Origin of the sequence: Cellulosimicrobium funkei, assembly GCF_001019615.1 — a bacterium.
Taxonomy (GTDB): Bacteria; Actinomycetota; Actinomycetes; order Actinomycetales; family Cellulomonadaceae; genus Cellulosimicrobium; species Cellulosimicrobium cellulans_E.
The window spans coordinates 1-14,850 of sequence record NZ_JNBQ01000058.1 but is presented as its reverse complement, the minus strand read 5'-3'; the positions used below and the strand labels follow the sequence as shown (position 1 = coordinate 14,850).

Sequence of the window (14,850 nt, the reverse complement as noted above, 5' to 3'; positions counted from 1 at the left end):
CGACGCTCACCCCCGCCCAGCGGGCGACGTCCTCCAGGTCGGGGCCGTCGTAGTGCACCGGGATCTCGACGACGGCCCCGGTGAGCGGCGGCCCGTCGTCGGACGGCGCCCGGAGCAGCGCGTCCTCGACCCAGGCCCGGGCGTCCGCGACGTCGGCGGGCGCAGCGCACCGGACGAGCACGGTCCGCGCGGCCGGGACCACGTCGACGACCCCGTCCGGGGCGTCGGTCGCGAGCCTGCGGTGCAGCGACCGCACGGCCGCCAGGTCGGGCACGTCGACGAGCAGCGCCGACTCCCCGTACCGGTGCACCGCGCCGGTCGCTCCCGTCACGGCACCGCGCCCTCGGCCGTGCCGGCTCCCGTGTCGACGAACGGGCGCACCTCGACGCCGGCGTCCTCGAGCGCGGCGCGGACGGCGCCCAGCAGCCCCACGGCGCCCGGGGTGTCGGAGTGGACGCACACCGAGTCCGCCTCCACTCGCAGGGGCGAGCCGTCCGCGGCCGGCACCGTGCCCGACGTGACGAGCTCCACGACGCGCCGGGCGACCTGCTCGGCGTCGTGCAGGACGGCGCCCGGCAGGCCGCGCGGGACCAGCTCGCCCGTGGGGAGGTAGCCCCGGTCGGCGAACGCCTCGCGCACCGTCGGTACCCCCGCGGCGTCCGCGAGGCGCAGCACCGCGGAGCCGGGCAGGCCGACCACGGGGAGGGCGGGATCGTAGGCGCGGACGGCGTCGACGACCGCACGGGCCTGCGCCTCGTGGTGGACGATCGCGTTGTAGAGGGCGCCGTGCGGCTTGACGTAGCGCACGCGGTCGCCCGCGAGCCGCGCGAAGCCGTCGAGCGCCGCGAGCTGGTAGAGCACGTCGTCGGCGAGCTCGACGGGGTCGACCTCCATGAACCGGCGCCCGAAGCCCGCGAGGTCGCGGTAGCTCACGTGCGCCCCGACGCGCACGCCGCGCGCGACGGCGTCGCGCGTCACGGCGCGCATCGTCGCCGGGTCGCCCGCGTGGAACCCGCACGCGACGTTCGCACTGGTCACGAGGCCGAGCAGGGCCTCGTCGTCGGCGAGCGTCCAGCGGCCGAAGCCCTCGCCGAGGTCGGCGTTGAGGTCGATGCGCGTCACCGGACCATCATGCCCGGAACGGGCCCGCGCCCGGGCGCGGGGCCGACCGCGTCCCCAGCGTCGGGGCGTAGATTCGCGGGCATGGCCGAGGACCTCCCCACCGCTCCCGCGACCGTGCGCGTCCGCCGCGCCACGACCGAGGACGCACCCGCGCTCGCCGGGCTCGCGGCCCTGACGTTCCCGCTCGCGTGCCCGCCGGGCACGTCGCCCGAGGCGATCGCCGAGCACGTCGCGACGCAGCTCTCGCCCGAGCGGTTCCGCGCGTGGGCCGCGAGCGCCGCGCACGCGCTCCTCCTCGTCGAGCCGGTGCCCGACGACGTCACGGACGACGTCCCCGACGCGCACCACGCCTCGGGCCCCCTCGGGTACGCGCTCCTCGTCCGTGGCGAGCCCGACGACCCCGAGGTCGCGGCGGCCGTCGGGCCCGGCGAGGCGGTCGAGCTCTCGAAGATCTACGTGCACCCCGCGGCCCAGGGCACGGGCGTGGCGGGCGTGCTCATGACCGCGGCGGCCGAGGCGGCCGCGCGGCTCGGGCCCGGCCTGCGCGTGTGGCTCGGCACGAACGGTCTCAACGCCCGGGCGCAGGCGTTCTACCGCAAGCACCGGTTCGACGTCGTCGGCGGACGCTCCTACGTCGTCGGCGGCGAGACGCACACCGACGTGGTCATGGCGCTCCCCCGCGCCTGACGCGGCGCGACGACCCGCACGACCGAGGGCCGGTCGGGGACGCCCCGACCGACCCTCGGCCAGCTGCCGAGCTGCCGAGCTGCCGCGTCAGCCGCAGCTCGTGGCGTCGTACGCGACGTCGGCCGCGAACGTGCGGCCGTCGCCGGTCGCCGCGATCCCCACGACGCCCGCCTCGACGGACGTCGCACGAGCCGCGAACGACTGGTACGCCGAGGCGCCCGGCTGGACGCCGGTGAACGCCTTGGTGCCGAACGGCGTCGTCAGCGTGACGTCGACCGGCACCCCGTCGGCGTTCGTCGCGCGCACCGCGACGTACGCCTTGCCGGCGAGGCACCGGACCTGGACCTCGGTCGTGACGTCGAGCGGCTGCTCGACCACCTCGCCCGCGAGGACGAAGTCCTCGAACGCGACGACCGTGGGCTGGGTCTGGTTCTTGCCGAGCGCGAACGGCCCGACCCCGATCCCGTCGAGCTGGTCGTTCGTCACGGCCGCGAGCTCGGTCCACTGCTCGCCGTCGAGCGACCACGAACCGACGAACGTGTCGCCGGACCGGGCGAGACGCACGTGGTACGTCCCGTCCGCCTCGCGGGGCAGCGAGCCGACGCCGGGCTGCGGCTGGAGCACGACGTCGCCCTTCTCGCTGCGGAGCTCGAAACCGACCGTCCCGGCGGTGCCGCCGTTGTGGATCACGCCGACCTTCACGTAGGTGGCCTGGTCCTTGTAGACCATGAGGCCGCCCTGGTGGTAGTTCTGCGTGAGGTCGGCGCGCACCGTCGTCTCGACGGTCCACTCGTCGCCCGTCACGACCTTCGAGCGGACGATGTTCGGCACGGTGGAGTTCGTCGCGCCGTACACGTCGTCGTCGGTCGTGGTGAGCCGGAGCGCGCCGTCCGTGACGGCGAGCCGCGACGGGTCGGCGTTGACGACGTACCAGCGGCACGGGTCGAGGCCGAGGCCGGAGCCGCTGCCGTCGAACGTGTCGCTCGCGGCGACGTCCTCGCACACGGGGACGCCGCTGCCGTCGACCTCGCGCACGTGGTCGAACGCGACGTCGATCTGGTTCGCGCCCGCGCCCTTGCCGAGCGCGAACACGCCGACGCCCGCGTCGCCGAGCCCCGCGTGCGTGACGGCGCGCGTGGTCGGGACCCAGGTCTGGCCGTTGTCGAGCGAGTACGACCCGGTGAACGAGTCCCCGTCGCGCGACAGCCGCAGCAGGTACTCGCCGTAGACGGGCTTCGCGATGTCGAGGACGTCGCCGTTCGTGGACTGGACGACGTCGCCGATCTCGCTGCGGAGCTCGACGCGCAGGCCGCCGGGGTGCTGGACCACGGCGAGCTTGACGTAGTCGGACTCCGAGGCGCGCACGATGAGGCCGCCCTGCTGGTACTGGTTCGCGAACGCGGCCGTCATCTTCGTCTCGACCGTCCAGGAGTCGCCCGGCTGGTCGGTCGTGATGATGTTCGGCACGCGCTGGTTCCCGGTGCCGGCGAAGTCGGCGTCGGTCGTGCGCACGACCCACTTCCCGTCCCGCACCTGGGCGAGGTCGGGGCGGAGGTCGACGACGTCCCAGCGGCAGCCGTCGAGCGCCTCGCCCTCGAACTCGTCCTCGGGCCCGCGCTGCGGGTCCGGCTCGGTGCACTCGAGCGTGCCGTACACGGACACCGCGACGGTGCCCGTCGCGCGCGCCCCCGCCGGGTCGCTCACGGTGACCTTGGCCGTGTAGCTCCCGGCCGCCGTGTACGTGTGCTGCGCGGTCGCGCCCGTCGCCGTGCCGCCGTCGCCGAAGTCCCACGCGTACGTGAGCGCGTCGCCGTCGGCGTCGGAGGCCTGCGCGGCGAACGCGACGTCGAGCGGCGCGTCGCCGGTGGCGGGCGTCGCGGTCACGGAGGTGACCACCGGGGCCACGTTGTTCGCCGCGCCGCGGCCCGTGAAGGTGACCGAGTCGACGTCGAACATGTCGCCCGTCGCCCCCGTCGTGGAGCGCGCGACGAAGTACAGCGTGCGCGTGCCGCCGGGATCGGTGACCGGGACGGCCTGCGTGCGTGCCGGCGTCTCCCAGCTCCCCGTCGGCGACAGCGTGAGCGTCGCGAGGACCGGGCCGTCCGCGGCGCCGTCCCGCACGTCGAGCACGCCGCCGGAGCCGCCCGAGCTGTACCGCGCGGAGATCGAGTCGATGCCCGCGAGGTTCATCCGGTCGAACGCGAACCAGTCGCCGGCCGCGATGTACCCGAGCTGCTTGCCGCCCTCGGACACGTCCTTCGCGACGACCTGGACGCCCTGGCTGTCGGTGAAGTACTCGGCCTGCTTGGTGCGCGTGTGCAGGACGGCCTCGTCGTCGGACGCGAGCGCGGGCACGCCGTCGGCGCCGCCGCCGTCGGTGTACGTCGCGTTGACGACGCCGAAGATGTTCGCGTCGAGGCCGTGCCCCTCGTCCTTGGCGGTCGTGAGGACACCCTCGCAGCCCGTGGCGCTGGACAGCGGGTGGCCGTGGTTGTCGTGGCCGAGGATGTACTCGACCACGACGCGGCTGCAGTCGACCTGCGCGCCGTCCTCGGCGTCGGTGACCGTGACCCGGAACGGGACCTGGTCGCCGAAGTCGAAGAACTGGCCGTCGGCCGGGAGCTCGAGCGTCACCTCGGGCGCGGTGTTGCCCACGGTGATGGTCGTGGTCGCCACGCCCTGCTTGCCGTCGGCGTCGGTGACGGTGAGCCGCACCTCGTGCCGGCCGTTCGCGGTGAACGTCCGGGAGACCTGGGCGTCGGTGGCGTCGGTCTCGCCGTCACCGTCGAGGTCCCAGGCGTACGTGAACTCCTTGCCGTCCGGGTGCGAGGACCCGGTGCCGTCGAAGGACACGGCGAGCGGCGCCTGGCCGTTGGTGGGCGTCGCGTCGATCTGCGCGACGGGCGAGCGGCCCCCGCGCACGTAGTCGATCCGGTAGACGGCCGAGAGCGCGTCGCCCCCGAAGTAGCCGCCGCCGTAGTCGAGCACGTAGAGCGAGCCGTCCGGGCCGAACTCGAGGTTCATCGGCCGGCGCAGGTCCATGAACTCCAGCGCCGGGACGAAGCCCGCGGGGCTGCCGTCCTCGTTCCGGATCGCCTCCTTGATCCACGCGCGGTCCCACTCGTAGAGCAGCGGCTTGCCGTCGTAGTACGCGGGGAACTTGGTCTCCGACTCGAGCTCGGGGTCGTAGTCGTAGACGACGGCGCCCATCGGGGACTCGCCGCCCGTCCCGAACGCGGGCACGGACCCGCCGTCGTACGGCTGCCACGCCGGCACGGCGGGCGGGAGGTCGACGAGACCCGTGTTGTGCGGGCTCGTGTTCTTGGGCGCCGCGCAGTCGAACTTCGGCCCGGAGACCTTCGTCTCGAAGTCGTAGTCGTTGTACGCGAGGTTGTCGCCGATGCAGTACGGCCAGCCGTAGTTGCCCGCCTCGGAGATGACGTTGAACTCGACCGTGCCGCCGGGGCCACGGTTCGCGTTCGCGCCGCCCGCGTCGGGGCCGTAGTCGCCGAGGTGGACCTCGCCCGTCGCCTTGTCGACGGCGAAGCGGAACGGGTTGCGGAAGCCCATCGCATAGATCTCGGGACGGGTCTTGCCGGCCTCGTGCTCGCCCTCGGGGAAGAGGTTGCCCTCCGGGACCGTGTACGACCCGTCCTCGGCGACCGTGATGCGCAGGAGCTTGCCCCGCAGGTCGTTGGTGTTGCCCGAGCTGCGGCGGGCGTCGAACGCCGGGTTGCGGGTCGCCCGCTCGTCGATCGGCGCGTAGCCGTCCGACGCGAAGGGGTTCGTGTCGTCGCCCGTCGACAGGTAGAGGTTGCCCTCGGCGTCGAAGTCGATCTCGCCGCCCGCGTGGCAGCACAGCCCGCGGTCGGCCGCGACCTCGAGGATCTTCTGCTCGCTGGCGAGGTCCAGCAGGTTCTGCTCCGTGAGCCGGAACCTGGAGAGCTGGTTGTACCCCTCGAACGCCTCGAACGCGGCCGGGTCGGCCGACGTCTCGGGCGCGTCGCCCGGCGGGGTGTCGAGCTTGGGCGCGTAGTAGAGGTAGACCCACCGGTTCTCGGCGAAGCCCGGGTCGACCGCGACGCCCTGGAGGCCGTCCTCGTCGTGCGTGTACACGGGGACGGTGCCCGCGAGCGCCGTCGTGGCGTCCGCGGTGGTGTACCAGACGCGCCCGTCGCGCGACGTGTGCAGGACGTCGCCGTCGGGCAGGACGGCCATGGCGATCGGCTCGCCCGTCTTGGCCGCCCCCTTCGCGAGCGTCACCTGCTCGAACGAGGCGTCGACCGTCGCGCCGCAGTCGGCGTCGACCGCGCCCGCGGCGGTCTGGATGCCGCCGAGCAGGTGCTGGACGAACGCCGGGTCGGTGAACGACTCGTCGGTGTGGCCGCCGCCGGTGTACCAGGAGCGGCCGCCGTCGTACTCCTGGCACCACGCGATCGGGTGGTCCGCGCCCATGGCGCCCGACCCCGGGGAGTACGAGGACTCGTCGAGGCTCGCGAGCACGTGGACCTGGCCGCGCGGGTTCTCGCGGTAGTTGTACCACTCGTCGTACCGGTCCCAGGCGGCCGGCAGGTGCGCGGTCGAGGGGTGCTCGTCGTCGGCGACGACGATCGTCGCGTCCTGGTTCTGCGGGTGGCTGTTGAAGTACGCGCCGACGAGCTCGCCGTACCAGGGCCAGTCGTACTCGGTGTCGGACGCCGCGTGGACGCCGGCGTACCCGCCGCCGGCGGCGATGTACCGCTCGAACGCGCCCTGCTGCTCGTCGTTCAGGACGTCGCCCGTGGTGGACAGCCAGACGACGGCGTCGTACCGGGCGAGATTCTCGTCCGTGAAGGCTCCCGCGTCCTCGGTCGGGGTCACCGCGAAGTGGTGGTCGGTGCCGAGCTGCTGGATCGCCGCGACGCCCGCGGGGATCGAGCCGTGCCGGAACCCGGCGGTCTTGCTGAAGACCATCACGGAGAACTCGTCGTGCGCGGCGGCGGGGGCCGCCGTCGTGAGGGTGAGCGCCGGCGCGACGAGGGCCGCGGCGGTGACCGCCGCGACCCCCTGGCGCCGACCTCTCGAAGGTCGTGCTGTCACTTCTCCTCCTTGAGAACTGATCGGTGCGGCCCGGCGCCGTTGCCGAGCCGCAGGTCCTGCGCTCCTTCCTCGTGGTGCGTCGTCGGTGCCGCGCGTCGTCGCGCGGGGCGCTCCGGTCAGGTCCCGGTCGGGCTCGGCCTGCACCCCGGAGGGCGCCCGACCGGGAGGTCGGTGGGGCGGCCCTCCGTGGGGCCGCCGTCGGTCAGTGGTCGTGGTCCTCGTGCGCGTCCTCGTCGTCCGCGGGACCGCCCTCGTGCCCGAGGTCCATGCCGCCGTCGAGCGAGTCGTCCGGGTGCACGGGCAGGAACACGTGGACGTGTCCCTGGCCCCCGGCGGTCGAGCGGAGGTCGAGCTGGATCGCGGCGAGGCCCCACGCGTCGACGGCGCGCGTGCGCAGGTCGCCGGCGAGGGCGTAGAGGTCGGACGCGGCCGTCGGGTCGCTCGCGTCCGCGGCGGCCGCGAGGCCGACGGCGTCGAGCGTGTCGCCGACGAGCTGGAGCGAGGTGAGCATCCCGTTGCGGACGATGTTGTGCTCGGAGGAGCCGCTCTGGAGCGACTCGGTCTCGGCCACGAGGCCGTCGACGGTCGCTCGCCACTCCGCGACCTCGGCCGGGTCGGCCGGGACGGCGGTCGAGCCGTCGACGGGGAGCACCGCGTGCAGCCCGTGCAGGACGGGGACGAGCTCGGTCTGCACGTGCTCGGCGTGCTCGATCGAGGCGACGAGGTTGTCGGCGTCGCGCGCCTCCTCGGCCGCCTCGAGCTCGGCGACGCGAGCGGGGTCGACGGCGAACCCCTCGTCGGGCTCGGCCGGCGCTTCGCGGGTCAGCACCACGACGAGCGCGACCACCACCGCGACGACGGCGAGCGCGGCGAGGGCCAGGAGCACCCGGCGCCAGGGGTCGAGACCCGCGAACCACCGGCGCGCGCGGACGCGCGCCGGCGGTCGGGGCTCGGGGCGGCCGGCACCGCCCCGGTCTGCGGGACGGGAGCGCGCCGACGTCGTCGTCGGGCCGCCCGCGCGGTCCGAGCCCTTCCGGGCCCCTCCCGCCGGCGTCCGTGTGGTCGGCGTCCGTGCCGAGGTGCGCTGTGCCACCTGTCGCTCCTGTCCCTGGTCGTCCCGCTCGGTGCGCGCCGGCCCGGCCACGAGGCCGGGCCGGCGCGGTGGCCGGTGACGGGAGCGGGTCGCCCGTCACCGGCCCGCCGTCAGCCGCAGCTCACGGCGTCGTACGGCACCTCGATCTCGGTCGTGACGTCGCCGAGCGTCGCCGTGACCGTCGCCGTGCCCGCCTCGAACGACGTCGCACGCGACGCGAACGACTGGTAGGCGTTGGCGCCCACCTCGACCGCGCCGAACTCCTTGGAGCCGAACGGCGTGGTCAGGGTGATCGCGACGGGCGCCTCGTCGGCGTTCGTCGCGCGGAGGGCGAGGTACGCCTTGCCCGCGAGGCAGCGGGCGGACGCGGTGACCTCGACGTCGACTGTCGGCTCCGGCTCGGACTCCGTCGTGAGACGGAACCAGTCGAACGCCACCGTGACCGGCGTCTCCTGCTCCGGGCCGATCGCCATGAGGCCGATCTTGGTCAGCGCCGCGTCGTTGGTCACCGGCGCGCCGAGCGGCGTCCAGTTCACCCCGCCGTCGCTGACCCAGCCCTGGTACGTGCTCCCCACCTTCTCGAGGCGCACGTACCAGTAGCCCGACTCGGTCGAGTCGGCGAGCTCGAGCTGGCGGTTGCCGCCGTTGCCGAACTGGCCGCCCTTCTCCGAGACGAGCTCGGCGCCGAGGTTGAGCGCCGCACCCGGGGCGTTCTTCGCGAGCACGTCGGCCTTGACGTAGTTGTCGTCGTCGCCGTACGCGATGAGGCCCGCGAGCTGCCACCGGTGCACGAGCGGCGCCTTGAACCGCGTCTCGACGACCCAGTCACCCTCCGGAGCGGTCTGGAGGACGAAGTTGCGCGGGTCGCCGTTGTTCCCGGCGTTGATGTCGCCCGGCTGGGTCGTGATGCGCAGCTCGCCGTCGGCGACGGCGACCTTCGACCCGTCGTAACGGACGATCGCGTCCCAGCGGCAGCCGTCGAGGGCGTCGCCCTCGAACTCGTCGCTCGGCTCGCGCACGCCGTCGTCGGGCTCGGCACCCGTGACGTGGACGTAGTCGACCTTCGCGACCGTGTTCGCGGTCGCCGTGTCGCCGCCCGCCATGACGCCGAACGTCGCGTCGGGCTTGACGGGCGCGGAGCCCGCGAGCGCCGTCCACGCCTGGCCGTCCGCCGAGTACGCCGCCGTGATCGCCGACCCGTCCGAGACGAGGCGCAGGTGGATCGTCGACGGGAAGCCCGTCGCGACGTCCGTCTGGCCGTGCCACGTCCGGGACCCGCCGGTCTCGGTCTGGAACTCGAGGAAGCGCGCGCCGCTCTGGTTCTTGGTGAACGCGAGCTTGGTGTACTCGTCGTCGTTCACGTGGACCAGGAGGCCGGCGTGCTGCCAGTGCCGGGCGAGCGGGACGTCGAGCTTGGTCTCGAGCGTCCACGCCCCGGCCGGGGCGGGCTGACCGAGGTAGCTGATCGGCCCGGTCACGGCCTCGTTGATGTCGCCCTGCACGACCGGCAGGACGGCGTGGCCGTCGGCGACGGTGATCGGCTTGCCGTCGGCCTGGCGGACGACCGTCCACCGCGGGTCGAGGGTGTCGCCGTCGAACTCGTCGGACGAGTCCGCGAGGCACTGCGGCGGGTTCCCCCCGCCGGGCTCCTCGGTCTGCGGGTCGTCGTCGAACGCGAAGTCCTGGAACTCGACCGCGCTCGTCGCCGTCGTGCTGTGCGCCGTGACGAAGAGACCCACGTCCTGGACGGACGCCGCGCCCGGCAGGGCCTGCGGCTCGCCGATCTGCGTGAAGTTCTCGCCGTCCTTGCTCCAGGAGGCCGTGTACAGGTCGCCGTCGCGCACGATCCGCACCCATGCGGGGTAGCTCGTCGAGCTCGCGGCGCTCGACGTCGTGAGCTGACCGCTCGCGTTGCCGCGCAGCCACTCGAACCCGCCGCTGGGGCGCATCCCCAGGGCCGCGTAGCCCTGCGAGTTCGCCGTCTGCGTGACGTCGTTGCGGACGATGATCCCGGCCTTGGCGGACCCGTTGGAGTTGCCCTGGCTGTTGATCTTCACGGTCGCCGACCAGTTCTCGTCGGCGCCCTGCTCGCGGTAGATGGTCGAGTACTCGTTGGTGCCCTGCCACATGTTCGCGCCGCCCGACGTGATGAGGTACTTGCCCTCGGCGAGCTGCTCGAACGTCCCGTTCGCGTTCGTGAAGGTCTTCATCCCCGCGAAGAGGTCACCGACCTGGGCGAGGACGACGCGCGAGCGCGTGTACAGACCCTTGTCGTTCGTGGCGACGGCGGTCAGCTCGTAGTAGTTGTCCGCCGTGGGGTTCCACGTGGCCTCGTACGGAGCGGTGTCGTCGACGCCGATGGACTCGCCGTCGACGAAGAACTCGACCTGCGTCACGGCGTTCTCGGTGTCGTCCGCCTCCGCGGTGACCGTCATCTCGCCCTGCTCGAGACGGACGCCCGCCTCGGGGGACGTGATGCGGACCTTGGGGCGGGTGGTGCCCGAGACGCCCTTGCCGTCGGCCTCGATGAAGTTGAGGCGGCGCTCGCCCTCGCCCGGGAAGACGACGTAGAGCGTGAACGGCTCCATCGGGTCGGTGACCTCGACGGTCACGTCCGTGAACGTGCCGAGCCCGGTCTGCGGGATCTCGGCCGTGCCGAGGAGCTCGCCGTCGGCCGCGTCACGACGCAGCTCGATCGTGCCCTCGGCCGCCGCCGCGACGCGCAGGTTCAGCGCCTGCACGCCGTAGAGGCTCACGGGGTCGTACGACGCCCAGGAACCGTTGGACCCCGTGATGACGGACCCGCCGCCCTCGACGTCCCGGCTCGGGATCGTCGTGGTGCCGTCGGAGGCCGCGTGGAACTCCGCCTCGCGCTTCTTCGGGAAGATCAGCGTGGTGTCCGACCCGGTGAGCGCGGGCACGTCGCCCTCGCCGCCGCGGTCGGTGTAGCGCGCGTCGATCACGTAGAAGACGTTCATGTCCTCGCCGTGGCCGCCGCCGAGGCTCGTCGCCACGGTGCCCGTGCGGCCGTGCAGCGGCTCGGCGGGGTGCGCGTGCGCGTCGTGACCGAGCGCGGGCTGGATGATGACCTGCTCGTCGTCGATCGCCTCGCCGTCGGGCGAGTCCTCCGCGTCCGTCACCGACACGTCCCACGTGATGTCGTCGCCGAAGGTGAAGAACGAGCCGGTGGGCGGCAGGCCGAAGTCGACCTCGGGCCGCGTGTTGCCCACCGTGATCGGCACGGTCGCCGTGCCCACCTTGCCGGCGGGGTCGGTCACCGTGAGGCGCGCGTCGTAGACGCCGTTCTCGGTGTAGGTGTGGCTGGGCGCGGCGGACGACGAGTCCGTGGTGCCGTCACCGTCGAAGTCCCACGCGTACGTGAGCTCCTCGCCCTCGGGGTCGGTGCTCCCCGTGCCGTCGAACGTCACCTCGAGCGGCGCGATGCCGGAGTCCGGCGTCGCGACCGGCTTCGACACCGGCGAGCGCGAGCCCGACAGGTAGTCGATGCGGTGCAGGCCCGAGTTCGGGTTGTCACGGCCGAAGCCGCCGCCCCAGTCGAGCACGTACATCGCGCCGTCGGGGCCGAACTTGGAGTCGATCGGCGCGAGGAACTGCTCCTGCGGGAGGAACGGGTTGACCTTCTCGACGTCGGTCGCGCCGGGCGCGGCCTCGGGGTCCTTGAGGTCGATCGTGTACATCTTGTTGCGGGCCCACTCGTAGAAGAAGGCCTTGCCGTCGTAGGACTCCGGGAACTTCGTGTCCGAGTCGAGCTCCGGGTCGAACTGGTAGAACGGGCCGCCCATGGGCGCGAGGCCGCCGCCGGCGTTGATCGCGCCGGGGACCGACGAGCGCTGGTAGCCGTACCAGAGGTCCGCCGGCTGGGCCGGGGGAAGCTCGGTGAGGCCCGTGTTCTTCACGGAGTCGTTGACGGGCGCGTCGCAGTCGAAGAAGTCGCCGACCGTGACGGGGTTCGTCCGGTAGTCGACGTCACGGAACGGCTCGTTGTTGCCCATGCACAGGGGCCAGCCGAAGAAGCCGGGCTCCTTGATGAGGTTCCACTCGGCGATGCCGGCCGGGCCGCGGTTGGCCGGGTTGTCCGACCCGTTGTCGGGCGAGTAGTCGGCGACGCCGAGGTTGCCCGTCTTCGCGTCGATCGTGAACCGGAACGGGTTGCGGAAGCCCATCGCGTAGATCTCGGGCAGCGTCTTCTCGGTGCCCGGGGCGAACAGGTTGCCCTCGGGGATCGAGTACGTGCCGTCGGCCTCGGGGTGGATGCGCAGGACCTTGCCGCGCAGGTCGTTCGTGTTGGCGGAGGTCGCGCGCGCGTCGTGCCACGTGCCGTCCCGCTCCGAGATCGGCGCGTAGCCGCCCGAGGGCTCGGAGTGCGGGTTCACGTCGTCGCCGACGCCGATGTACAGGTCACCGGTCTCGTGGTCGACGAGGAGGCCGCCCCCCGTGTGCCCCGGCTCGTCGGGCAGGCGCCCGGCCGGGATCTCGAGGAGCACCTTCTCCGACGCCGGGTCGATCACCGTGGAGCCGGGCCCCTCGGAGGAGACCGTGAACCGCGAGACGCGGCTGAAGAAGTTCGCCGGGTCGGAGTCGTTCGAGCTCGCCGGCGAGTAGTACTGGTACAGGTACCCGTTCTCGGCGAAGTCCTTGTCGAGCGCGATGCCGAGCAGGCCGTCCTCGCCGCCGGAGTACACCGGGATGGTGATGGCGGTCGTGGTGTTCTGCGTCCGCGGGTCGTACACGCGGATCTGCCCGCGCACGAGCTCGGTGTAGAACACACGGCCGTCGGGCGCGACGTCCATGCCGAAGGGCGCGCTCGTGTTGGAGTCGAGCGCGATCTTCTCGAACGAGCCCCAGTCGGTGCCGCCGCAGTCGCCCTCGACGAGGCCTGCGGCCCACTGCACGCCGCCGACGATGTGCTGCACGAGGTCGGGCTCGTCGGTGTAGTGCGCCCCGAAGTGGCCCATGCCGGTCATCCAGGCACGGCCGCCGTCGTAGGGCTTGCACCACGAGATCGGGTGGTCGTAGCCCATCTTGTTGCTGCCCGCGTCGTACGTGGACTCGTCCATCGTGGCGAGCACGTGCGCGCTGCCGCGGACGTTGGCCGAGTAGTTGTACCACTCGTCCGCGCGCGTCCAGCGCTGGGACAGGTGCTCGGTCGACGGGTGCGTGCGGTCCTCGACACGGACCGTGCCCGGCAGGCCCGGGCTGTTGCCGGTGGCGGCGTGACCGGGCATGAGCGCCCCGATCATGTCGTCCCACCAGCCGTAGCTGCCGCGCATGTCCGTGGCGTTGTGGATCGCGACGATGCCGCCACCCGCCTGCTGGTAGCGCTCGAGCGCCGCCTTCTCGTCGGCGTTCCACGGGTCGCCCGACGTCTGGAACATGACCAGGGCGTCGTACTGCGCGAGGGTCTCGTCGTTGAAGACGGTCGAGTCCTCCGTGTGGTCGGACGCGATGCCGACCTCGGCGAACGCCGCCTCGAGCACCGGGGTGCCCTGCGTGATCGCCTCGCTGTGCCGGAACTGGGTCGTCTTGGTGAAGATGAGCACCTTGTGCTCTTCGTCCGCGGGGACGGGGTCGTCGGCGGCGCTGGCCATCGTGACGGGCGCGAGCGTGAACGCGAGCGCTCCGATGGTCAGAGCCGCGACGGACCTCGCCCTGCGTGGGCGTCGTGCGGTCATCGTGCTGCCTCCAGGGGCATGACGTGCGGACCCGGACGTCGTCGTCCGGGAAGGGTGGTCGTCATCCCGCGGCGTGCCGGCGCTGCGGTCGTGGGTCGACTACGGCTACGGGTGCTCCGGCGTGGGCATCAGTCCCTTCAGGTGGGCCAGGCCATCGACGGCGATGGCGTCCTGGGTCGGGGCCAGCGGCCGCCAGATGGAGGCGGCCGTGGCGATCGTCGCGTTGTCGGCCGTGAAGGACTCGATGACGAGGGGTCCGTCGTAGCCGGTCGCGTCGAGCGCGGCGAGGAGGGCGGGCCAGTCCAGGTGGTCGTTGCCGGGTGCGCCCCGGTCGTTGCCGCACACCTGGACGTGCGCGATGCGCTCGCCCGCGCGCGCGACCGCCGCGGGCAGGTCCGTCTCCTCGATGTTCATGTGGTAGACGTCGAGCATGAGGCCGATGCCGGCCGCGGGCAGGCGCCGCACGACCTCCAGCCCCTGGTCGACGGTGTTGACGAGGCTCGTCTCGTAGCGGTTCAGCGGCTCGAGCCCGACGACGACGCCCGCCGCCATCGCGTGCTCGACGACCGGGGCCAGGTTCTCGGCGAGCTCGGAGTACGCCGCCTCGCGCTCGGCGGGGCTCAGGCGCCATGTGCGCCCGACGGACGCGTACGCCGGCCCGCCGATCACCGGGGCGCCGACCGTGCGCGCGACGTCGACGACGTGACGCAGGTAGTCCTGCGTGGCGCGCACCGTCGCGGCGTCCGCGGCGACGAGCTCGCGGCCCTCGCCCATGACGAGCGAGACGCTCGCGCGCAGGCCGTGGTCGGCGAGGACCGTCGCCGCGGTCGCGGGGTCCCAGTCCCCCGGGTTCTCCACGGGCAGCTCGAGCACGTCGAAGCCCCACCCCGCGACGCGGGGCGCGATGCCGCGCAGCGCGTCGTCGGTGAGCGGGGAGGTCCAGACCCACGTGTTGACGCCGAGCGCACGGCGGCGCAGCGGCGGGGTCGGGGAAGGAAGAGCCACGTCGCTCTCTCTCGTCGGGTCCGAGCGCTCGGCCGTCCCGCCCGCGTGCCCGACGCCGCGGGCACCTCCGCACGGGAGGTGCGCCGCGTCGTCGGGCGGGCGAGCGGGGCGCCCGGCCGGTCGGACGGCGACCGGGCGGCCCCTGGGTGGCCCGACCGCGAGGTCGGACCG

The 14,850-nt window shown here is 73.2% G+C and carries 7 protein-coding genes; 1 reads left to right on the top strand and 6 read right to left on the bottom strand.

Features of this window, described 5'->3' with window-relative positions; all coding sequences use genetic code 11:
- Together FB00_RS20120 and FB00_RS20115 are read right to left on the bottom strand one after the other, a co-directional pair.
- Nucleotides 1-331: carboxyltransferase domain-containing protein (locus tag FB00_RS20120; protein ID WP_197088870.1), on the bottom strand; the 331-nt coding region annotated here is incomplete at its 3' end.
- Nucleotides 328-1,122 (bottom strand): LamB/YcsF family protein, encoded by a 795-nt coding sequence (locus FB00_RS20115; RefSeq protein WP_047234700.1) that lies wholly within the window; start codon nt 1,120-1,122, stop codon nt 328-330. The genes FB00_RS20115 and FB00_RS20120, both read right to left, overlap by 4 nt.
- 81 nt (nt 1,123-1,203) lie before the next feature.
- Here FB00_RS20115 and FB00_RS20110 point away from each other — a divergent pair, with 81 nt between their 5' ends.
- Entirely contained in the window at nt 1,204-1,809 is a 606-nt protein-coding gene (locus tag FB00_RS20110) for a GNAT family N-acetyltransferase (protein ID WP_047234699.1), read from the top strand.
- Nucleotides 1,810-1,896: 87 nt separating this feature from the next.
- Here FB00_RS20110 and FB00_RS21830 read toward each other — a convergent pair whose 3' ends face one another.
- From FB00_RS21830 to FB00_RS20085, 4 genes are all read right to left on the bottom strand, one after another.
- Nucleotides 1,897-6,888 (bottom strand): ThuA domain-containing protein, encoded by a 4,992-nt coding sequence (locus tag FB00_RS21830; RefSeq protein ID WP_082141550.1) that lies wholly within the window; start codon nt 6,886-6,888, stop codon nt 1,897-1,899.
- Nucleotides 6,889-7,090: 202 nt separating this feature from the next.
- Nucleotides 7,091-7,981 carry a hypothetical protein gene (locus tag FB00_RS20100; protein WP_052877820.1) on the bottom strand — a complete coding sequence of 297 codons (891 nt, stop codon included), beginning with the start codon at nt 7,979-7,981 and terminating at the stop codon, nt 7,091-7,093.
- Between the two features lie 110 nt (nt 7,982-8,091).
- Nucleotides 8,092-13,674 (bottom strand): ThuA domain-containing protein, encoded by a 5,583-nt coding sequence (locus FB00_RS21390; protein WP_052877819.1) that lies wholly within the window; start codon nt 13,672-13,674, stop codon nt 8,092-8,094.
- Nucleotides 13,675-13,779: 105 nt separating this feature from the next.
- Entirely contained in the window at nt 13,780-14,679 is a 900-nt protein-coding gene (locus FB00_RS20085; protein WP_231581966.1) for a sugar phosphate isomerase/epimerase family protein, read from the bottom strand.
- Nucleotides 14,680-14,850 lie beyond the last annotated feature (171 nt).